Source organism: Alloacidobacterium dinghuense, assembly GCF_014274465.1.
GTDB classification, from domain to species: Bacteria; Acidobacteriota; Terriglobia; order Terriglobales; family Acidobacteriaceae; genus Alloacidobacterium; species Alloacidobacterium dinghuense.
The window spans coordinates 2,583,035-2,604,688 of record NZ_CP060394.1 but is presented as its reverse complement, the minus strand read 5'-3'; the positions used below and the strand labels follow the sequence as shown (position 1 = coordinate 2,604,688).

At 56.4% G+C, this 21,654-nt stretch carries 17 protein-coding genes; 11 read left to right on the top strand and 6 right to left on the bottom strand.

The genetic code is table 11. From position 1 onward, the window contains the following. Positions 1-9 precede the first annotated feature (9 nt). The 10 genes from H7849_RS10585 to rpoZ all read left to right on the top strand — a co-directional run bounded on the left by H7849_RS10585 (position 10) and on the right by rpoZ (position 11,439). On the top strand, positions 10-624 hold the full coding sequence (locus tag H7849_RS10585; protein WP_186746350.1) for a hypothetical protein: 615 nt from the start codon (positions 10-12) through the stop codon (positions 622-624). Positions 625-821: 197 nt separating this feature from the next. Continuing rightward, positions 822-3,197 carry an LptA/OstA family protein gene (locus H7849_RS10580; RefSeq protein WP_186746349.1) on the top strand — a complete coding sequence of 792 codons (2,376 nt, stop codon included), beginning with the start codon at positions 822-824 and terminating at the stop codon, positions 3,195-3,197. Positions 3,198-3,209: 12 nt separating this feature from the next. Beyond that, a complete protein-coding gene (gene lptB / locus H7849_RS10575; protein WP_186746347.1) occupies positions 3,210-3,938 on the top strand; it encodes an LPS export ABC transporter ATP-binding protein in 729 nt (242 codons plus the stop codon). Between the two features lie 141 nt (positions 3,939-4,079). Continuing rightward, the gene (locus tag H7849_RS10570; protein ID WP_186746346.1) at positions 4,080-5,789 is read left to right on the top strand and encodes an RNA polymerase factor sigma-54; all 1,710 of its coding nucleotides are present in this window, start codon (positions 4,080-4,082) and stop codon (positions 5,787-5,789) included. A 44-nt stretch (positions 5,790-5,833) separates the two neighbouring features. Further along, complete coding sequence (gene hpf / locus H7849_RS10565) at positions 5,834-6,514, top strand: ribosome hibernation-promoting factor, HPF/YfiA family (RefSeq protein WP_186746344.1); 681 nt, start codon at positions 5,834-5,836, stop codon at positions 6,512-6,514. 48 nt (positions 6,515-6,562) lie between these two features. After that, positions 6,563-7,492 carry an RNase adapter RapZ gene (rapZ, locus tag H7849_RS10560; protein ID WP_186746342.1) on the top strand — a complete coding sequence of 310 codons (930 nt, stop codon included), beginning with the start codon at positions 6,563-6,565 and terminating at the stop codon, positions 7,490-7,492. 52 nt (positions 7,493-7,544) lie between these two features. After that, positions 7,545-9,401, top strand: coding sequence for an ABC transporter ATP-binding protein (locus H7849_RS10555; protein ID WP_186746340.1), 1,857 nt, complete (start codon positions 7,545-7,547; stop codon positions 9,399-9,401). After that, positions 9,398-10,345, top strand: a complete 948-nt coding sequence (locus H7849_RS10550) for a YicC/YloC family endoribonuclease (protein ID WP_186746338.1) — start codon at positions 9,398-9,400, stop codon at positions 10,343-10,345. The genes H7849_RS10555 and H7849_RS10550 overlap by 4 nt, the downstream gene beginning before the upstream one ends. Before the next feature lie 112 nt (positions 10,346-10,457). Continuing rightward, on the top strand, positions 10,458-11,150 hold the full coding sequence (gene gmk, locus H7849_RS10545; protein WP_186746336.1) for a guanylate kinase: 693 nt from the start codon (positions 10,458-10,460) through the stop codon (positions 11,148-11,150). 55 nt (positions 11,151-11,205) lie between these two features. Next, positions 11,206-11,439 (top strand): DNA-directed RNA polymerase subunit omega, encoded by a 234-nt coding sequence (gene rpoZ / locus H7849_RS10540; RefSeq protein ID WP_186746334.1) that lies wholly within the window; start codon positions 11,206-11,208, stop codon positions 11,437-11,439. A gap of 15 nt (positions 11,440-11,454) precedes the next feature. On the opposite strand, the gene H7849_RS10535 is transcribed toward rpoZ, so the two are convergent. Genes H7849_RS10535 through uvrA form a run of 3 tightly spaced genes read right to left on the bottom strand, consistent with a single transcriptional unit; the run spans position 11,455 to position 16,253 of the window. Continuing rightward, positions 11,455-11,904, bottom strand: a complete 450-nt coding sequence (locus tag H7849_RS10535) for a hypothetical protein (protein ID WP_186746333.1) — start codon at positions 11,902-11,904, stop codon at positions 11,455-11,457. 39 nt (positions 11,905-11,943) lie between these two features. Further along, positions 11,944-13,263, bottom strand: a complete 1,320-nt coding sequence (locus H7849_RS10530; protein WP_186746331.1) for a tetratricopeptide repeat protein — start codon at positions 13,261-13,263, stop codon at positions 11,944-11,946. Next, entirely contained in the window at positions 13,260-16,253 is a 2,994-nt protein-coding gene (gene uvrA, locus H7849_RS10525; RefSeq protein ID WP_186746329.1) for an excinuclease ABC subunit UvrA, read from the bottom strand. The genes H7849_RS10530 and uvrA overlap by 4 nt, the downstream gene beginning before the upstream one ends. 1,270 nt (positions 16,254-17,523) lie before the next feature. On the opposite strand from uvrA, the gene H7849_RS10520 reads away from it, so the two are divergent. Then, a complete protein-coding gene (locus H7849_RS10520; protein WP_186746328.1) occupies positions 17,524-18,276 on the top strand; it encodes an FG-GAP repeat domain-containing protein in 753 nt (250 codons plus the stop codon). A 27-nt stretch (positions 18,277-18,303) separates the two neighbouring features. Here H7849_RS10520 and H7849_RS10515 read toward each other — a convergent pair whose 3' ends face one another. The 3 genes from H7849_RS10515 to H7849_RS10505 all read right to left on the bottom strand — a co-directional run bounded on the left by H7849_RS10515 (position 18,304) and on the right by H7849_RS10505 (position 21,600). Then, a complete protein-coding gene (locus tag H7849_RS10515) occupies positions 18,304-18,678 on the bottom strand; it encodes a cupin domain-containing protein (RefSeq protein WP_186746326.1) in 375 nt (124 codons plus the stop codon). A 203-nt stretch (positions 18,679-18,881) separates the two neighbouring features. After that, positions 18,882-19,142, bottom strand: coding sequence for a hypothetical protein (locus H7849_RS10510; protein ID WP_186746324.1), 261 nt, complete (start codon positions 19,140-19,142; stop codon positions 18,882-18,884). 4 nt (positions 19,143-19,146) lie between these two features. Further along, the gene (locus H7849_RS10505; protein ID WP_186746322.1) at positions 19,147-21,600 is read right to left on the bottom strand and encodes an ABC transporter permease; all 2,454 of its coding nucleotides are present in this window, start codon (positions 21,598-21,600) and stop codon (positions 19,147-19,149) included. Positions 21,601-21,654 lie beyond the last annotated feature (54 nt).

Below are 21,654 nucleotides of genomic sequence, written 5' to 3'. Positions count from 1 at the left end.
AATAGTGAGATGGCAGATCAACTGTATTTAAGCCTGTGGTACCCGAACTTCCGTTTGACTTCACTGGGCCCGGCGTTATTGGGCGTCATACGCCAATTCACTATCGCCGGTGGCTCAGGACTGGTAAAGGCCGCGAATGCCTATCCTATTTCGTGGAATGAGGCTCCCGCATATCAGCGCGTCTACGATGACGATGAGCCGGAAGCCGCAGCGCCGGAACAGGCCGTGCCTGCGGCGCTTGAACTGCTCCACGACGATTTTGCTTATGAATTTGAGCTGACGTGGGAGTTGTGGGCGCAGGAGCAAGCAGGCGATCTCGATCCGATCTGGCGCAAAGAGCCGCGCACCGTACGTATCATCGGGTACGGACCGGAGTTCGACGAGAGCTCCTATGAGCAGAATGGCCAAATCCGAATCGATTTCGGGGCAGACACGCCGTTTCTGCAGGAAGGTGTGGATCTCGACGCGGAGGCTGCGGAACACGTCAAACAGAATGTGCAGATGCTGGTGGATTTCACGAACGGCGTACAGCAGCACTGCGGCATTTCTTCACGGCTGTTGTGGTCGGAATCAGGCGAGAGCCTGGCGCAGAAGCTGATCGCTCGCCTGCAGCAGGTGAACTGATGCAGCGAGTCGGCACGCCGGTGCGAGCGAGTCAGCAAGTCAGCGAATTTGCTCGTTTTATCGCGCCAGAATCATATTGCGGGGGGAGAGAGAAAACAGATCCTTCGCTCCGCTCAGGATGACGACCACACAATGGCTCACCCTATGCTGACTTGCTTGCGCGGCAGGCGCGCTGACTCGCTGAGATAATCGACACTATGCGCATCACGATAAAGCGCCTGCGGTGGCTGATTGTAGGTCTGGCATGCCTGCTGATTGCGGTGCTGGGTAGCTTCCTAATCTACGCGCGTTATCGAATTCGACACTTCGGCAAAGATTTGCCCGGCAAGCTGGGGATCAACATCCAGCAGACGGCCAACGGGTTTACGTATTCGCAGTCTGAAAAAGGGCATACGATTTTTACGATTCATGCCTCGAAGCTCGTGCAGTTCAAAGGCAATGGGCACGCCGTTTTGCATGATGTTGCGATTACGCTTTTTGGGCCGCCGGGAACGAACCGCGAAGATCATGTGTACGGCAGCGATTTTGACTACGACCAGAACAACGGTATTGCGTCAGCTCAGGGTGAAGTCCAGATTGATCTGCAGTCTCCACAAAAGCCGGCAAGCGAGCAGGGGAGCGAAGATCAGGTAGAGAAGAGGACCATTCATGTAAAGGCAAGCGGCCTCGTGTTCAACCAGAAGACGGGGATCGCGACGACCAATCAGCCTCTTGAATTTCAACTCCCTAAGGCTGCGGGCAAGGCGGTGGGCGCGACCTTCGATTCGAAACAAGGTGTTCTGGTTCTTGATAAGCAGGTGGAGTTGACCACGAGCTCGAACGGCGAACCCGCTAGCGTGCGAGCCAGCCATGCGCAGATGCTCCGAGATTCACGGCAGGTATTTCTCCTGAACGCGGAAACCGAGTTCCGCAATGAGCGCAGCACGGCTGACCAAGCAGTTGTCTACTTTCGTGAAGATGGTTCGGCGGAACGCATCGATGCGAAAGGCAATGTGCACACCGTGCTCGACGATGGAACGCAGACCAGTTCGCAGACAGCGAATGTTCTTCTGGATGCCAAGAGTCAGCCGACGCAGGCGGTCATGGGCGGCGGCGTGAATTTCATTTCTAAGAACGATACACAAAGCATGCATGGCAGCTCCGAGGAGGGCACGATTACTTTTGGAGCCGATGCGGCTCTTCGCCATGCCCAGTTCCGGGATGCGGTCAGCTTTGTTGACCAGCAGTTCAACCTTGACAACGATCCTCATGGCTCGGCAACGCGGCAGGTGCAAGCCTCGAAGTTGGACATCGATTTCACAGCCGGACCGGACAAAAAAGCTATTGCACAAAAGGTCCTAGCAAAAGGAAATGCAGTTGGGACATTGCGCGCCATTCCATCAAAGGGACCCGAACAGAATACGACCATCAGTGCAGACCAGTTGCTTGCCACTCTGAGCAATGGCCGTGCAATCCAGCAGTTGGATGGGGCAGGCCATACCAAGGTTGTGGATCAGGCGCAGGATGGATCTATCAGCGCTAGCTCCGGCGACGTGCTTCGCATGACATTTGTGCCACAACACCAGGCCGTTTTGCCCTTAAAGTCGCGCACAGCTCCGACCTTGCAGGCAGCGCAGATCGATACAGCCGTACAGGAGGGGAATGTTTCTCTCACCCAGACGCCAGCAAAGGATGCCAAGACGCAATCTCCCTTACGAGCCACCGCCAGGCGCGCTGAATACCATGCAGCGGATCAAGTGTTGCACCTTACAGGGAGTCCCAGGATCAATAACGGTGCAATCGATCTCACGGCGCAGCTGGTTGACTATCATCGCGATACCGGCGATGCCGCTGCAAAAGGTGATGTGAAGGCGACGTATCTTCGCGAGAGCAATCAGCAGAATGCTCAGTCGGGTTCAATGTTTGGTGGGGAGGGGCCTGTTCATATTGTCGCTTCGGAGGCTGATCTACAACATGCAAGCGACGACAGTATTTTTCGCGGAAAAGTTCGGATGTGGCAAGGTGCAAATGCTGTTTCAGCCCCGGTCATTGAACTATCGCGTACACAGCAGAAACTGCAGGCACACGGGGACTCGGACAGCAGAGATCACGCAGTCGACACGACGATTGCGTCGGCGATAGGGTCGAAGCACCAGCAGGGTGTTATTCGCGTTAAAAGCAGCACACTCGTTTATTCGGACAAAGAGAGGCGCGGTGATTTCAATGGCGATGTTGTTGCGGTAGCTCCAGATGGCACAATTCGCTCCGACCATGCACAGTTCTTCCTTCAACCGGTTACACAGCAAAAGGCCCAGGGCCCGGCTGGATCTTCTTCTCAAATTGAAAAGATCATCGCCGAGGGCAAGGTTGCCTTGACGCAGCCGGGCAGGAAGGGCGAAGGCGAGAAGTTGGTCTACTCGGCAGCCACCGGGAACTATGTGTTGACTGGAACGCCTGCGAACCCACCACACATTTCAGATGTCGCACGCGGAACAACCACAGGCGCCGCGTTGATTTTCGATGACCAGGATGATAGCGTCGAGGTGAGTGGGGGGCAGTCAGCCGCAGTCACAAAGACGCGCGTTCCCAGATAAACAGACAGATAGATGCAAAAGCTTTCGACCGACGAAATAGGGAAGTCTTACAAAGGCCGCCAGGTGGTGCGAGGTGTGAGCCTGGAGATTTCGCAGGGGGAAGTCGTCGGGTTACTTGGTCCGAATGGCGCTGGTAAGACCACCAGTTTTTACATGATTGTTGGCCTCGTATCTCCCGATGCAGGTCACATTCTTGCCGATGGCGCCGATATTACGCGCGTGCCGATGTACTTGCGCGCGCGTCAGTATGGGATCAGCTATCTGCCGCAGGAGCCCTCGGTCTTCCGGAAGCTGACTGTCGAAGAAAATATTCTCGCCGTTCTTGAAGTGCAATCGCTTACGGCAGAAGTGCGTCGCGCGCGTACTGAAAAGCTGATCGACCAGCTCAATCTCGGCCATATTCGCAAAACAAGAGGTTACGCCCTGTCTGGAGGCGAGCGACGTCGTGTGGAAATCGCCCGTTGCCTGTGTATTCAACCCTCTTTCATTTTGCTGGACGAGCCCTTTTCGGGAATTGATCCCATTGCGGTACTCGATCTTCAGGAAATCATCTACGACCTGAAAGCGAGCGGAATTGGCGTGTTAATTACAGATCATAACGTTCGCGAGACGCTGTCCGTTACGGATCGTGCCTACATCATCAACGAAGGGCGTATCTTCCGCGATGGAACGCCGGAGCAGCTTGGAAATGATCCAGAGGTGCGGAGGGTATATCTGGGTGAAGGTTTCTCTCTCAATTAAAACAGCAGATGTGGCTTTTACACCATGCTTGAGAACTACGCCTTTTTAAGTGGTGCTCCGAATCTGTTGGACAGCATGCGGATGCGTGTAGACTAAGGGCAAATCCCCCAGAACGTTTTACCAACTAGTAAGCAGGCAGGAATGGCACTACTTCAACCAAAACTCAGCTTGAAAGTTTCACAGCGGCAGATCCTGACGCCTGGCCTGATGCAGATGGTCAGCGTGCTGGCGCTGAACAAGCTTGAGCTGAAGGAGATGATTCAAACGGAGATTGCCGAGAATCCTATCCTTGAAGAGCTTGAAGAAAATGTGCCGCTTCTGGATGATGTTGCCGGACGTCAGGAGATGCTGGATCGCCCAGTTGAGGCGCAGCAGGCGGATGCAGCCCGCGAGAAGACCGATCCTTTTGACGAAATTGACTTCGGATCTTATTTCCAGGATTATCTTGATCCCGGCTTTCGTACGCCAAATAGTTTCGAGGTCACGGAAAAGCCTTCGATCGAAAATTTTCTCTCTCAACCCAGCACCCTCACTGATCATCTTTTCTGGCAGCTGGGTTCTCTGAGTCTTGCCCCCGTCATTCGCGATGCCGCGGAATACATCATCGGCAATCTTAATGAAGACGGCTATTTAACGGCAACGGACGAAGAGCTGCTTGAAGGATATCTGCGGGAACAGTTGGTGCCTGAACAAGAGAATGGGCATTCAGTTCAGGACTCAGCGCCAATTCAGGTCGCGGACGTTCCCGCTGCTCTTACAGAACGCGCCAAAGGACACTTGGCAGCGGCGCTCAAGGTGGTGCAGCATCTTGATCCAGTCGGCGTTGCAACCAGGGATCTTCGCGAGTGTTTGCTCGTGCAGATTGAGGCTCAGCAACATGAATTTGAGCTGATTTACGAACGTCAAAAGCGCTCTCCATCTATCAATGGTGTGAGCGAAATAGACGCTGCGGAATCGCTGTTGAGCGAAGAGCCAGCGAATGAAGCGGCCGAAGCACATGTCAACGGTTTGTCGAAAGATGTTAATGGTCCAGCGCACCGGATGAGCATCTTCGAGGCAGCTCGCTGTATTGTGGACAAACATCTTTCTCTGCTGCAAAGGCGAGATCCGCGAGAGGTCTCGAAGGCGGTCAGCCGATCACCTGATGAAGTGCAACAGGCAATCGAATTCATCCGCACACTCGATCCGCGTCCTGGCCAGCGCTACAACCGCGCGGACGCCAGGCTGATTGAGCCGGATGTTGCCTTCGTGAAACGGGGCGACGAATACGTCGTAGTCATGAATGAAGAAGATCTCCCGACCTTGCGCCTGAATCAGGGCTATCGCCGGATGATCACTCAGGATGGCACAGAGAAGGAAGTCAAGGACTACGTCAAAGAGCGCTATCGTTCGGCAATTCAGCTGATGCGCAATATCGAACAGCGAAAAAATACGATCCTGCGCACATGCGAGGCGATCATCCGACGGCAGGTTGACTTCATGGAAAAGGGAGTCGACGCGATGAAACCCATGATGATCAAGGAAGTCGCGGAAGAGATCGGTGTGCATCCTTCCACCGTGAGCCGCGCTGTATCGAACAAGTACGTGCATACACCGCAGGGCGTCTATGAACTTCGTTTCTTCTTCTCAGAAGGTGTCAATGGCCCCGAGGGTTCGAGCACGCCCCTTATGTTGTTAAAGCGCAAGGTTAAGAAGCTCATCGAAGACGAAGACCCGCGCAAGCCCCTTACCGATGATCTGATCGCAAGCATGCTGCAATCTCAAGGCATCGATGTAACCCGCCGAACCGTGGCGAAATATCGTGAAGACATGCGGATTCCAAGCACCCATCAGCGCCGCGTTCGCGGTTGATGTACAATCACTGACCTCGCCGGAGATTGACGAGGGACCTCTTTATGAAGGGAGCTTTCACCATGCAGGTTGAGTACACAGGCAGGCAGGTGACCGTTACCCGCACCCTACGCACGATCGCTGAAGAGTCTCTTGAGCGCATCGCGAAGATCCTGGGTAAGACCACAGGCGCTCACATTGTTCTGACAGCTGAAAAATACAGGCAGATGGCAGAAGTGACCATCAAGACCCGTCTGCACAACATTGTCGCTGCATCAGAATCAACCAATATGGAGACAGCGCTGCGAGCCGCGCTTGACAAGGCGGAGACGCAGGCGATTCGTTGCAAGAAGAAACTTCATGCCAAGAAGCGCCAGCCCAAGGAAGAAAAGCTGACCGCTGAACCTTCGCTGGCTCGTCCAAAGCGTGCGGCAACGCGTCCAGCTGCACTGAAAGAAAATACAGCGCAGCCAAAAGCGGCAGAGAAGAAAGCAAACGGACATGGACGGTCAAAGCAGGTATTGCCTGTAACTGTTCATTCCTTCCCCGCGAAGGTTCCGATCCAGGAACCGCACATCGTTCGCTCAGCGGATTCTGTGGCCTTACGTCCGATGACTCTCGAAGAAGCGGTGAAAGAAGCGGAGTTCCGCGACCGAGAGGTATTTGTCTTTCGTGATCATCAAGGCAATGTGAAGGTTCTGCATCGCAAGCGCGATGGAAAAATGGAGCTGATCGAAGCGCCGTAGCAGTTGAACATCACTCGCAGCCGCACAGGGAAATGCTAGGATGGGCGCATGCCCCCGAAAGCTGCTCCCAAACCTCCAACGAGATCAAAGAAGGCAAAGTCAGTTTCCGCCCATCATCCCGACGAAGCAAGGTTCCTGATCATTATCACGGGGCTCTCCGGATCAGGTAAGCTCTCAGCCCTTAAAGCATTCGAAGATCTGGGCTATTACGCAGTGGACAATATGCCGATCGACCTGGTTCCGCGATTCGCTGAGCTGATTGGCGAATCGGTCACCACGACAAGAGCCGCGCTTGTCGTAGACGTGCGCGAAGGGCAAGGACTTGAGCGGTTTCCGGCGCTACTGAAGCAGGTTCGGCGAACGTTGTCTACCACGGTAATTTATCTTGAGGCATCTAATGCGGCTCTGCTTCGCCGTTTCTCCGAGACGCGCCGTCCCCATCCACTTGGTCGAGAGGAGAGAGTTACAGGTGCACTCGAATCTGAGCGGAAACTGTTGGATCCCATTCGGAACGTCGCTGATGTCATTGTCGATACATCGAATTTCAACGTACATGAGCTCCGCGCCCACATACAAAACAAGTTTGCAGGCGACGGCAGCGGAAAAGCCCTGCTGATTTCCTCACTCAGCTTTGGTTATAAAAATGGTGTCCCACTGGAAGCCGATCTTGTCTTTGATGTGCGCTTTCTTCCTAATCCTCATTTCGTGGCGGAGTTCCGCCCGCTCACCGGCAAACACCCTAAGTTGGTCGCCTATCTACAGAAATTCCCTCAGACAAACGAATTTCTCAGTCGGGTTACTGGTCTGTTGCTTTACCTTTTGCCGCATTACATTCATGAAGGAAAGAGCTATCTGACAATTGCTTTCGGCTGTACCGGCGGTCAGCACCGGTCTGTGATGATCGCGGAACAAGTCAGCAAAAGACTTGAGAAAGAGGGCTATCGCGTGAAGACGACGCATCGCGATATGCCCCGTTGAAACGGTAAAATAGAATGATGGTATATCGATGGCAGACCTGCAGGAAATCTAGATGAAGCGCATCCTGCGTCTGTTGTATTACATGCGCCGATATTGGTGGCAGGCGCTGGCATCGGTTTTCCTGATGGCCGCGGTAGGGCTGCTGGATGCGTTTCGTGTCTTGCTCGTGCAGCCCATCTTTGATCATGTGTTGCATCCCGGTAGTCCGAGTCAGATCATATCGCTCTATAAAATTCCTGGGACGCACTACCAATTCACGCTGCAGCAGTTTGTTCCGCATTTCATTCATAATGTCTGGGCTGTCGTCGCGTTCACGCTTGTCGTTTCGACACTGCTGAAGAGTGTTTGCGACTATGCTGGCACCTATCTGGTGAATTATGCCGGGTTCGGCATGATCACCGATTTGCGCGACGACCTTTACGAGGCTGTACTGCGCCGCTCTCTCTCGTTTTTTCAGAAACATGCTACTGGCACCCTGCTTTCGACGCTTATCAATGATATTGAGCGGGTGCAGTACGCTATGTCGTCTGTGTTGTCGGAGTTTCTGCAACAGTTCTTCACCTTGATTTTCACGATTGGCGTCGTCGTTCATTTTGGCGGCAAGCTCTCGTGGGCGCTCCTGATTTTCGTTCCGGTGGTGATCGGCTCAATACGCCGTATTGGGCGGGACGTCCGCCAGACAACGCGCAGAGGACAGGACAGACTTGCCGAGATTCAGAACATCCTGCACGAGACGATCACTGGCAACCGTATCGTAAAAGCTTTCAACATGGAGTTCTGGGAGTTGCTTCGCTTCCGGGATGCGGCTAAGCGCCTCTTTAAGGCAAATCTCCGCTCAGTGCGTGCGCAGGCCATCAGCTCCCCGCTAATGGACTCAATCGGCGCCATCGCCATCGCATTGCTGCTGCTGGTCGGACGCGGTCAGATCCAGCGTGGGGCCATGACGGAAGGAGCCTTCTTCGGCTTTATCGTAGCGCTTTTCAAGCTTTATGATCCGGTGCGACGCTTTGCCACGTTCTATAACAACTTTCAACAGGCGTTGGGCGCCTCTTCCACGATCTTTACGTTCATGGACGATCAGGACGACCTGGTTGAGAAGCATCGCGCATTCACGCTGAAGGGATTCCAGAAATCAATTCGCATCGAAGATGTCGGTTTTGCCTATCGCGATGACGAAGGTGAAAAGAATGTTCTGCACAACATCAACCTTGAGATACGCTGCGGAGAAGTCGTGGCTCTTGTAGGTCCCAGCGGAGCGGGGAAGTCAACACTCGTCAATCTGATTCCGCGGTTCTTCGATGTCACCTCTGGCCGGATTCTGATCGATGGGCACGATCTGCGCGATGTAAGCACCCGTTCACTTCGCGACCAGATCGGTAAAGTGACGCAGGAAACCATTCTCTTCAACGATACCGTGCGAAACAACATTGCCTATGGTCAACCTGACGTGCCGATTCAGCGCGTGCAGGATGCGGCCAGGGCAGCGCTGGCGCATGACTTCATCATGCGACTTCCGGAAGGCTATGACACGCTCATCGGCGAGAAAGGGTTTCGACTCTCGGGTGGCGAACGCCAGCGGCTTGCGATTGCTCGAGCCTTGGTGAAAGATGCTCCGATTCTGATTCTCGATGAGGCCACATCTGCACTCGACACCGAGAGCGAATCGCTCGTGCAGGCTGCGCTTAGTAATCTGATGGCAGGCCGCACGGTCGTGGTGATTGCGCACCGGCTCTCAACCGTGCGCCGGGCTACTCGCATTGCCGTAATGGAACAGGGCCACATTACAGCAATAGGTTCGCATGAAGAGCTGATGCAGCAGTCACCGATATATCAAAAGCTTTACCAGCTGCAGTTCATGGACGTGCAGGAACTCCCCGAGCCTGTGATGATGGGTAAGTCTGGATTATGACCCCAAAAAAGGAAACCGCGTCTCTTAAGAAAGAAGTTGCAAGCAACTCGCCTGTCTACTCCATGACAGGCTTTGCGCGCGTCTCAGGCCGTGTCTCCGAGGCGCTAGGTTACACGCTGAGCATGAAGAGCGTGAATCACCGTTTTCTTGATCTGCACATGCGCATGCCTGGAGGCACGGAGTCGCTCGAAATGCAGCTGCGCAAAGAGCTCAAGGAGAAGATCGCGCGCGGGCATGTCGAAGTTTCCCTTTCCATCGATCGCAGCGGGAAGACGGAGGCGCAATATGACGAAGCTCTGGTTGCAGCCTACGTTGCTGCGTTTCGCAGTGCCGCCTCCCAACACGGGTTGAGTAGTGAGCCAGATCTCAATGCGATCTTTCGCCTGCCTGGAGTGCTCAGCAGTGATTCGCGCAGTAGCGAGGAGGAATTGCAATCGATTCAGACCGCCGTGATGGAGCGCATTTCCACATTGATTGGCGAGTTGAACGCCATGCGCCTGGCGGAAGGCAGTTCGCTGACGGCAGAACTACGCAAGGGGTTGGCGCGGCTTTCTGCCTTCGTTGAGCAGGTTGCAGAACTGCGCCATGACGTGCAGAAGGTCTATTTCGAGCGCATCAGCCAGCGCCTGTCGGAGATGCTCAACGGGAGTTTTGACAGAGACCGCGTTCTGCAGGAGGCAGCATTGCTGGCTGAGCGCAGCGACGTGGAAGAAGAGATCGCCCGCATGCATACGCACATTGCGCATTTCGAATCTCTGCTCGATCAAGGCGGAGAAATTGGCAAGAAGCTAGATTTTCTGCTGCAGGAGATGAACCGCGAGGCCAATACCTTGCTGTCAAAAACAACCGGGCTAGCTGGTAACGGCACGCGAATCACCGAACTTGGGTTGGGTATGAAATCTGAGATTGAGAAGGCGCGCGAACAGGTGCAAAACCTGGAGTAGTTCGCATGCTTGGATTCACAGCCAACGGCTAAAAGCAGACCCTTTGCCTTTGTTTCAATCAGGGGCAGGATGACTAACGTTACACATATGCGCTAAAAGGAAAACGAAACGCTTGGCAGGAATTCTCTTCATCATTTCAGCGCCGTCGGGCTCGGGGAAGTCGACGCTCGTTAATCAGATTAAATCGCTTGTGGGCAATCTAGAATTTTCTGTTTCCTATACCACGCGCGCGCCGCGTGGTTCGGAACAAAACGGTCAACAATATCACTTCATCGCTCGGGAAAAGTTTGAGCAAATGGTACGGGACGATGAATTTCTGGAGCATGCCGAAGTCTTTAGTAATTACTACGGAACAGCGCGCAAGTCGCTGGAGGATGCTAAGGCGCACGGCAAGGATCTTCTACTCGACATTGATGTACAGGGCGCAGCGCAGGTGCGCGAGAAGATTCCGGCTGCAGTCAGCATCTTCGTTATGCCACCCGCTCCGGATGTTCTGGCGACCCGGCTGCGCAATCGCAGCCGCGCGGAAGGTGGAGTGACGGAAGAGGTTATCCAGCGACGTCTGGCCGAGGCCAGAGCGGAGATTGTGAAATATCGCGAATACAGTTATATTCTCGTCAACGACATTCTTGCTCGAGCCGAAGACGAACTTTTGGCCATCGTAGCGAGCGAACGCATCCATCGAAAAGGCAACGATTCCATCGAGGATGCCGATCGCCTGCTGAAGCTGGCGGAAAGTTGCAAGCTGGAGAACTCGGGTGACCGGGTTCAGCCTGTGCTTGAGGCCTTCGGTCTGCTTGATTGAGAGAATGGTTCGACCTTAGACATCAATTGCGGTTCTTGATTTGGAGGAATGAGTCATGAGTCTGGAGCAGTCGTTCGACAGCAATTTTCGTTACGTTCTCGTAGCTGCACGCCGCGCTCGTCAACTGCAGAATGGTTCACAGCCACTCGTTGATTCTCGCTCGCGTAAGGCATGCAAAATTGCTCAAGACGAAATTGCGGCGGGCAAGGTGGGGTACGTAAAAAGCAATACTCCCGTGCTCAAGCCCGAAGTCGCGGGCGCAGATATCCCTAAGTTTGCCATTTCGTAGGTTAGCAGCACTGATCTAGTGCTTGAAGACCTGCATCATCAGCTCGGACTGCACTTGGTCCAACTGCTTCAACGTGGACTCGAGCGTCGGCCGGTCGTCGAGAGCCGCATTGTGGAGGATTTCGTTTAGGCGGAATGCTGTGTGGCGCATAAGGATTTCCGCGTTCTTCAGCTTCCGCGTATCCTCTGCGACGCCCATGTGAATTTTCTGGGCGTATGTCTGTACAGCCTTCAATGTGTCTGAAGCATGTTTGAAATCGCCCGAGGACAATTCCTGCCCGGCGATCTCCGTCATATCGTGAACAATTTCCGCGTAAAGAAAGCACTGCTCCTTGGGCGATGCCTGGTCAGCCTTCGCTTCAAGCAAAAGTAGAGCCTGTGCATCGGGGAGCTTTTCGTTGGCGCCGTACGCATGTATGCAGGGGGCAAGTAGTGCTACTGCGGCTGCGATTGCTACGAACCTCATGGGACACCTCCTCGGGTGCCACGGGAACGTTATCGGCTGTTATTTGCCAAGCGTGACTAGCCGATGTTTTGCTTGCCACTCCTGGTCGGGGAACCTTCCATTGGACGCGGTCAGGAACTTGTGATAGTAGTCGGCCGCTTCCCTTGTGTGATGTAGATTATCGTAAGCTGTTGCCCAAAGGAAATAGGTAGCTGGAGTTTCTTCGAGATATTTTGATCGTGCTGAAAGAGAATCGATTACCAGCTGAGGTTGATGATTTTCTGAAGCGGCGAAAGCGAGGCTGCTCCAGGCGTTCCCGCTGTCAGGTCTCAAGCTTACTGTCTTCTGCAACACGACTACAGCTTCGGCATATCGCTGCTGCCGGATGAGGTTTTCGCCGCGCGCTGTAAGGAGTGCGGGGTCGTTTGGATTAGATTTCAGCAACTGAACATAGAGGGGATCGGCTTTGTCAGCTGCTCCTGCTTGCGTATAAGCATCCGCAAGCATGCCGCTGATCGATGCATCATCTGGCTGCTTGGCATGCAGCTTTTCCAGCGCCGCAACTGACTCATTCTGCTTACCTTCTGCGTTCAGAACAATGGCCAGCTGACTGTTCAGGGCAGGGTCATCAGGATCGCGAATCAGGGCTGATTTGATAAGAGGTTCAGCGTCGGCATACTTTTTCTGAGCGATGAGAACGTGGGCGAGGCCAGCAGTCGCAGCCGATGACTCCGGCTGCTGATTTAATGCACGTCGGTATGCCGTTTCCGCGTTGACTTCGTCTCCCTCGGCTTCAGCAATCTCCCCGGTCAGAAGCAGATCTGCCGGCGTTTCCGGGCTTATCGACAGCGCTTGAATCAGTTCCTGCTTGGCTGCATCGGGATTTGCGGAACGGTCTAGTTCGGCTAGGGCGCGGAATGCCTGCGCCTTGGCAGCTGGATTCGGCGGATTCGGCTCGAGCCTGGACGCTGCCTCTAGCTGTTGATGGGCATCCTGCTGCTTATCCTGGCGGGCCAGAATCAAGCCGACTGCCAGGTGGGATTCGAACTGATTGGGGTCGGCGGCAATGGCTTTCTGGTAATAGTTGGCGGCAGCATGGTCGTGCTCCTGAGCGTCTTCCACATAGCCGCGATCAAATAGGGCGCGAGCATCATTCGAATGTCCGGATAGATATGTGTCGAGAAGACTCCGCGCATGGGCAAAATCCTTCGTGTCGATCGCTGCCTCTGCCTGGGCCAGCGGGTCGTCGGCGGACTTTGCTGCAGCTTCGGGAGATGGCTCATTGGTGCTGGTTCCCGGTGGCATTGGAACTGACTGCGCATGAGCCGAGAGCAGTGCGGAAGTGAAGACAATCGTTGCTAGATACTTCAGGGATTTCATACGGCTATTTCGTTCTCGGCTTCCTGCAATGGCTCGCGTGAAGACTCGCGGCGCGCCAATACTTTGGACAGCCAGAATCCGGTGTGGGATAGCTCGTTCTGGGTGATCTGTTCGGGGGTGCCGGTAGCTACTACCTGGCCGCCCTTGGAGCCGCCTTCCGGGCCGAGGTCGATGACCCAGTCCGCCGACTTGATGACGTCGAGGTTGTGCTCGATGACCAGCATGGAGCCGCCCCCGTCAATCAGCTTCCGGAAGGCGGTAAGGAGCTTGCTGACATCGTCGAAGTGGAGGCCGGTGGTGGGCTCGTCAAGGACGTAGAGGACACGGCTGCCGCCCTTCTTGGCCACCGATCCGGTGGAGCGAACGGTTGCCAGATGTGCGGCCAGCTTGACGCGCTGGGCTTCGCCCCCGGAGAGCGTTGTGGCGGACTGACCGAGACGGACGTACCCTAAGCCGACTTCGTCGAGGACGGCAAGCTTGTCCAGAATCTTGGGCTGACCCACGAAGAAGCGCAGCGCCTCTTTGACGGTGAGGTTCAGGACCTCGTTGATGCTCTTGCCCTTGTACTTGATCTCCAGCACGCTGGCCTTGTAGCGGGTGCCGCGGCACTCCTCGCAGGGCAACTCGACGTCGGCGAGGAACTGCATCTCGACGGTGACGGTGCCGTCGCCTTCGCAGACGTCGCAGCGTCCTCCGGGGACGTTGAAGGAGAAGTGTCCGGCGGTGTAGCTGCGGCGCTGAGCCTCAGGCTGTGCGGCGAAGAGTTCGCGGATGGCGTCGAAGGCCTTGATGTAGGTCACCGGGTTTGAGCGCGGGGTGCGTCCGATGGGGTTCTGGTCGACGAGAACAATGTCGTTCAGGCGCTCGACGCCCTTGAGTTCCTTGTAGAGGTTTGTCGGATCGGCTCCTTCGCCCTTGCCGAGCTGGTGGGCGACGGCGCGATAGAGGACGTCGTGGACGAGCGTCGATTTCCCGGATCCTGACACGCCGGTGATGCAGACGAGCATGTTCAGTGGGATCTCGACGTCTATGCCTTTGAGGTTATGGCTGCGTGCTCCGCGCAGTCTCAGCCAGTCTTTCCCTGAGTTGGGCCCAGGCTCGCGGCGTCGCGTCGGGATCGGGATCGTCAGTTGTCCGTTCAGGTAGCGACCAGTGAGCGAGTCGGGGTTGTGCTCCACCTCTTCGACGGTTCCTCCGGCTAGGACGCGACCGCCGAACTCGCCAGCTCCGGGACCGAGGTCGAGGAGGTAGTCGGCGGAGCGGATGACATCGGCATCGTGCTCGACGACGAGGATGGTGTTGCCGAGGTCGCGCAGGTCTTCGAGGATGCGTATGAGCTTCGCGGTATCGCGTGTGTGCAGGCCGATGGATGGCTCGTCGAGCACGTAGAGCGCGCCGACAAGCTGGGAGCCTAACGAAGTTGCCAATTGGATGCGCTGCGATTCGCCTCCGGAGAGCGTCGAGGCGAGGCGGTCGAGCGTGAGGTAGTCGAGTCCGACGGCGTTGAGGAAGTGCAGGCGTTGCTGGATCTCGTGCAGGATGCTTCCAGCAATCTCTGCGTGCATGGGCGTGAGCTTGAGGCCGCCGAAGAAGCTGTTGGCTTCGGCAATCGTCAGCCCGGCTGCCTCGCAGATATTGCGGCTGCAATTCGCGCCCTGCTGCTCGCCGATGCGGACGGCGCGAGCTTCGGCGCGAAGGCGCTGTCCCTTGCATTCGGGGCAGAGAGCATAGCCGCGATACTTGCTGAGCATCACGCGGACATGCAGCTTGTACTTCTTGCGCTCGAGATAGGCGAAGAAGCCGTGAACGCCGAGGAATCCATCGCGGCCGTCGAGGACGAAGGATTGCTGGTCGGGCTCGAGATCGTACCAGGCGACGTTCATCGGGATTCCGTGCTGCTTTGCCGCCTTCTTCAGCTCGGTGAAGTAGGGGCGATACTTCGGGCGATTCCACGGGTCGATTGCGCCTTCGTCGAGTGTCTTCGACTTGTCGGGGATGATGAGGTCTAGGTCAAAGTCGATGGTGTTGCCGAAACCCTGGCAGCGCGGGCAGGCGCCGAAAGGGTTGTTGAACGAGAAGAGGCGCGGTTCCGGCTCGCGATAGACGCGATGGCAGGTTTTGCACTCGAAAGCTGCTGAGAAGCGCAGGCGCTCGCGCTCAGTAGTTTCCGAGTCGAGCGGGACGATTTCGTAGAGGATTTCTCCCGATTCGCGATAACCGATTTCGGCCGCGTCGACGATTCTTGCGCGGTTGTCGGCACTGACGACGATGCGGTCGACGAGGGCGAAGACAGGGAGCGCGAAGTTGATCTCGAGCAGCGATTCGGGCGTCGAGAACTCGTAGATGGTTCCGTTTTGGTAAAGGCGGTTGAAACCGCGCTTGCGCAGGTCGTTCAGGCGCTCTTTTAAGGCGTCGTTAAGCGGCGATTCTGTGTCATTTTTCCCGTTTAAGGTCGCTTTTTGTGCACGTTTTGCGGACTTCTTCTCAGGCTCACGCTCAGGCGAAACGGGCTGGTCTGTTCTTTGAACAGGGAAGAGGGCGTGCAGCCGGGTGCCTTCGCCGAGGGCGAGGATGGCGGCGGCGATCTCATCGACTGTGTCGCGGCGGACGACACCGTTGCAGACGATGCAGTGGACGGTTCCGCAGCGCGCGTACAGCAGGCGCATATAGTCGTATATCTCGGTCGCTGTCGCTACGGTCGAGCGCGGGTTGCGGGTCGAGTTCTTCTGCTTGATGGCGATTGCTGGAGCGAGGCCATCGATGAGGTCTACATCGGGCTTCTCGATGCGCTCGAGGAACTGGCGCGCGTAGGCAGACAGTGACTCGACGTAGCGGCGCTGGCCTTCGGCATAAACCGTGTCAAAGGCGAGCGAGGATTTGCCCGATCCGGAGACGCCGGAAACTACCGTCAACTTGCCGTGCGGTATGTCGCAGTCGATATTTTTGAGGTTATGCACCCGCGCGCCGCGGATGGTGATCTGGTCCGTCAATGCAGTGCGTCCCGGGAGTTAGGTACAAAACTTCCCAGTTTGATTATAAGGCGTACGGCGGGCTACTCCCCTGCCCCCGACCTGAACGCCGGTGGCTACGTGTTTTCAATGACTTAGAGGGGGATCATCCCCCGCTATGCTATTGATTCTGCGCCGTTTAGGTGGTTTCAAGTGTTTTCAATCACTTAGCTGGGGGTCCTCGATTTCTGTGAATAAAAAAGCCCGCTCACGGCGGGCTTTTTGTTCTCTATTTCTATTTTAGCTGATTGGGAGAAATAGTACGCCAAAGTTTGATTGGAATAAATGGTTTGGTTTGAATGGGTTGGAAATTATTTTGCTGATTATGCCCTTGACAAGGGAAAAGCGTGCAGAAGAGCCCCGGGGGCTAAAGAGGCTGCTGAGAAAGTCTGATTGTGAGAGAAAACCATCCCTCGGCGGCTAAAAGCCGCGCTCGTTTCCTGACACTTACGGCACGGCTGAAGCCGTGCCCCTTCAAAACAATGACTTCTGAAGCCCTCTTCACCGCCGTCCTGCTTCGCAGGACAAACGATCCAACTACAACCTCAGTCAAAGGGATCACCATTATTATCTTGCTGATTATCCCTTGACAAGGGAAAAGCGTACAGAAGAGCCCGCGGCTAAAGCCGCTCCGTTGTCGGCGCCTAACGCTGGGCTGAAGCCCCGCTCTTCTACCGTCGTCCTGCTTTCGCAGGACAGAAGGTCTACTCCGACCTCTGTCAGAGGTATCAAGCTCATTATTTTCGTTCTTGGGGCTTGACATGGGTTGTGAGCCCTCTTCGCGATACAGCTGAGAAAGTTAAATCCTTTCGCCTACGTTTCGTGAAAGGCGGATTGCTCTCTGGGAGTATTTCTCACCCCTTGCTCCTCACCCCATCACGCGAAACCCGCGCGCGCCGGGGGCCCGTTGCGCAAAGGATGGGGCACCCGTTTTCGTACTCCGGCCGAGAAAACAGGTTCTTCGCGTTGCTCAGGATGACAAGCCTTTGACGTTGATCGGCTATTCTGAGGGCGCTTGCTGCGTGGAGGGTAGGCCGTGGAGGAAGTGCGGCTGGGTGGTGGCTGTGGTCTCCCACCCTATCGCAAACTGCGCGATAGGATGGGGCACCCGTTTTCTTGCTGCTGCTTTAGAAATACGCGAGGGTGCGGCGGAATCTGGTGGACGGTACGCGGGCGCGCCCTATCAAATCTACTTCCCCCTGTCTACATCATCTCAAGTTCAAGAATAGAATGTCAGCAGGGATGGTATCGGGTGATCCGCAGCGTATTTAGGCTTGGCCTATGGAAGATTGTTTTCATTGCGGTCGTTGCGCTGGCTTTGATGTCACCGCGGGCGTGGGCGAGTCCCTTGCATGAAGACGAGCCGGATGGGGCTTCTGGTCTGACGGTAATGGCGGACTTTAATCGGGACGGCATTGTGGATCTTGCCAAGGCTACTGTGTCCGCTGGTGCGGGAGTGCTGACGGTTTCGCTGGGGCGGTCGGACGGGACGTTTCAGGAGACGGAAGCGGATATAGAGCTGGGGCGTGCTCCGCGCGCGATGGTCACGGCGGACTTTAATCAGGACGGCGTTCCGGATGTGCTGGTCGGTGATGAAGATGGATCGCTGAAGCTGTTTCTTGGCGATGGCAAGGGCAACCTGGTGGCTGCGGGGGACGTGGCGCGTCTCGGTTCTGTGGTGTCGATTGCAGTGGCTGATTTTAACCGCGATGGCATTCCGGACATTGCCGTTTCGGATTGGCGACGGAGTACGGTGGCGGTGTTTCTCGGCACCGGCAAGGGAGCGTTTGAAGGTGGATGGCCTCTTCCTTTGCGCATGCCGGGGACGATGCCGCGCATTTCAGCTGCAGATTTCAACGGGGATGGTATTCCCGATCTGGCCGTGGTGTATGGCGACGATGGGGATTACACGTTCGATGTGTTTGTCGGTAACGGCAAGGGCGCATTCACCAAGGCTCCGAATCTCAGTTACGTGAAAGATCCGAATGCCCATTGTCCAGCGTGATCGCGGCGAGTGCTGATTGGCTGACGGCTATTTTTCCTTTTCCAACTCTACGACCATGACTTCGATGGGCTTGTCGCCTGCGTTTACGTCGGCGTGCGTGGTGTTGGGCGGATTTGCCGGAAGCCAGTAGGCTTTTCCTGTTTCCCAGAGATGCGATTCGGATGCCCCGGTGGAATCGACGATCTTCATGGTTCCACCGCTGAGGGCGATGAGGACGCGCGGGTGGTCATGGCGGTGCATGGTTAAGGGCGCGTTCGGCTGCACGATGGACTTCCAGACTTTGACGTCTTCGTTTTCAAATTGCGGGATACGTTGGGTTTTGGTTTCCTGCGAGCGCATGACGGTAATTGTCGCTGCCATGGTTACGATTGCGACGGCGATGTATTTGAGGGCTGTGGGCATGCCGGTCTCCGGTTGCACGATGGTAGCACGCGGTGATTTGTGGAAGGCTGGATGACGGCTGGGTGAGGGAATTGCTTTCCCACCCTTCACTGCGTGAAGGATGGGGCACCCTTCTTCGTGCCATGGCTAAGGAAAGCAGGTCCTTCCCATTTGCGCTGCTCAGGGTCAGGATGACAGCGAGATCAGAAAGCGGGAAATCCGTATCACAATGAGATTTCCTTGGAAGATTCTTTGACGATGAGGCGATCGACGGTCAGTTCGCCGACGCTGAGTTTGTGGATGTGCCCGCGGTGCGCCATGAGCTTGCGAAAGGCGATGGCGCCAATGGCGACCGTGCCGACGAAGGTCACACCGACAGCGACAGCTCCGATAGCCGCAGCGCCGCCGGCTACCAGAGCTACACGGGTGAGGTTGGGTTTCGTGAGGAATTCGCTGATTGCTGCTCTGCTTGGTAATCGCATCATACTGCTATTCGACGCGCAGGGACTCCATGGGGTCAAGTTTTGAGGCGCGGGTGGCAGGGAGCCACACGGCGAAAAGAGCCACCGTGCTTAATATCACCGGCACAGTTACAAATACGATGGGGTCGTAGGGTTTGACTCCGAAGAGGAAGCTGGCGATGAGGCGTGTGAGGCCGAAGGCTGCGCCTACTCCGACAACGGCGCCGATGAGGGCGAGTTGCATGCCCTGCCATACGACGAGGTTGCGGATGCGTCCGCGATCGGCGCCGAGGGCCATACGGATACCCATTTCCTGTGTTCGCTGCTGCACGGTGTAGGCCATGAGGCCATAGATGCCGATGGCGGCGAGGATGAGCGCGGATGCTCCGAAGATGGTGAGCAGGAGCATGTTGAAGTCCTGGCGAGCGGTGGAGCGAACGACGACCTCTTCCATGGAGCGGACGCGGGCGACGGGGAAGCCTCCGCTGGCCTGGCGAAGCTGCTCGGTAACGGACGAGATGAACTGGTGCGGATCGGTGTGGGTGCGGACGAGCCATGCGACGGGGCCAATATTGGCGTTGAGCGCGGTCATGCCGTCGGGGACTTGCGCCTGCGGGATGATCATGAGCGGGCGCGGGTCGCGGTTGAGGCCGCCGTCGCGGATGTCGCCGACAACGCCGATGATCTGGCGCGCGGGTTCTTCAAATTGCGGGCCGACGCCTTTTCCGATGATGATTTGCTGGCCTACGGGGTCTTCCTTCGGCCAGAATTTTTTCTTCATGGACTCGTTGATGAGCACGACGCCGGGCGCGCCGACGGAGTCGCTGTCCTTGAAGTCGCGACCTTCGAGGATGGGAATCTTGAAGACATCGAAATAGCCGGGTGAGGTGTTCATCCAGCCGGCTCCGCCGGTTTGTCCGGATTTATCGAGTGGACGGCCTAGGACGATGAAGGGCAGGCCGAAGCCACCTTCAAGCGGCAGACAGCAGGTGGAAGCCGAGGCTTCGACGCCGGGGATGGCGTTTAAACGCTCGCGGCCACTGAGTGCGAGCTGGGCGACACCGGCAGTTTTTGCGAAGCGGTCACCGGTGAGAGACATTTCCAAGGTGAGCACGTTGTGCGGGTTGAAGCCGGGATTGACGTTGCGCAAGGCGAGAAAAGTGCGGATGAGAAGCGCGGCGCCGATGAGAAGGACGAGCGCAAGCGAGACTTCGCTGATGACGAGCAGGGAACGGGCTTTGCTCTGGCGGAATCCGGTGCCGGCGCGGTTGCTGCTTTCTTTCAGTGTGGAGTTGAGGTCGGGGCGCGAGGCTGCGATCGCGGGGAAGAGTCCGAAGAGAATGCCGGTGAGTAGTGAGACGCCGAGCGTGAAGACGAGCACGCGCCAGTCAACGCCGACGTTGGCGCCGTTTTCGCCGATACGCGGGATGTCGCCGGGGCTGAGGGCAAGCAGCGCGCGCACACCGATGAATCCGATGATGGAGCCGAGGATGCCTCCGGTGACGGCGAGAAGAGTGCTTTCCACAAGAAGCTGGCGGATGATGCGGCCGCGCGTTGCTCCCATGGAGACGCGGATGGCGAATTCACGCTTGCGGCCGGAGGCGCGGACGAGCAGCAGGTTGGCCACGTTCGCGCAGGCGATGAGCAGGACGAAGCTGACGGCTCCAAGGAGGACGAAGAGGGACGAGCGCACCTCACTGACGATGCTGTCGCGCAGCGGATCAACTTCGAAGCTTTCCTTTGGATCCGCGGCGGGATAGCGACGGCGGAACTGATCGGCGGCAACTTTCATCTGCGCATTGGCTTGCGCGAGCGTCACCCCGGGTTTGAGACGCGCTGCGGCGAGGAAGAAGTGTCCCTGGTTGGTGCTGTTGGGATCGATCTGGAAGGGAAGCCAGATGTCAGATTCTGGATCTGAGACGAAGGATTTCCCCAGCACTCCGACGACGGTGTAGGGCTCTCCACCGAGCGAGATGGCACTGCCGACGATGTTCGGGTTGCCGCCGAAGCGTCGCTGCCAGAGGCCGTAACTGAGGACGACGACTTTGCCGCCGTTTGGCGAATCCTCCTGCGCGGTGAAGGTGCGGCCTAGCATGACAGGCGCGCCGAAGAGGCGGAAATAGGCTTCGCTGACGTGGATGCCGTGGACCTGCTCGGGATGGTCGCCGGTGAGGTTGAAGCCGGGGCCGCCGAAGTCATAGGCGGAGACGTCCTGAAGGACGCTGGTCTGCTCACGCCAGTTGTTGAACTTGGTGGGAGAGGTGACCGGGCCTTTGCCGTCCGGATATTTAGTGAAGAGCTGGACGATGCGGTCGGCGTCGGGATAGGTAAGCGGCTTGAGCAGGACCGTGTTAACGACGGTGAAGATGGCGGTGTTGGTTCCGATGCCGAGGGCCAGGGCTGCGACGGCTGCGATGGTGAAACCTGGGTTCTTGAAGAGACTGCGCAGGGAGTGCTTGAGGTCATGCCACAGGTTGGCCACCGGTAGTCCTTTCCTGCTCGGTTTTGTTTGGTTAGACGGAACTCGCTGGGTAAT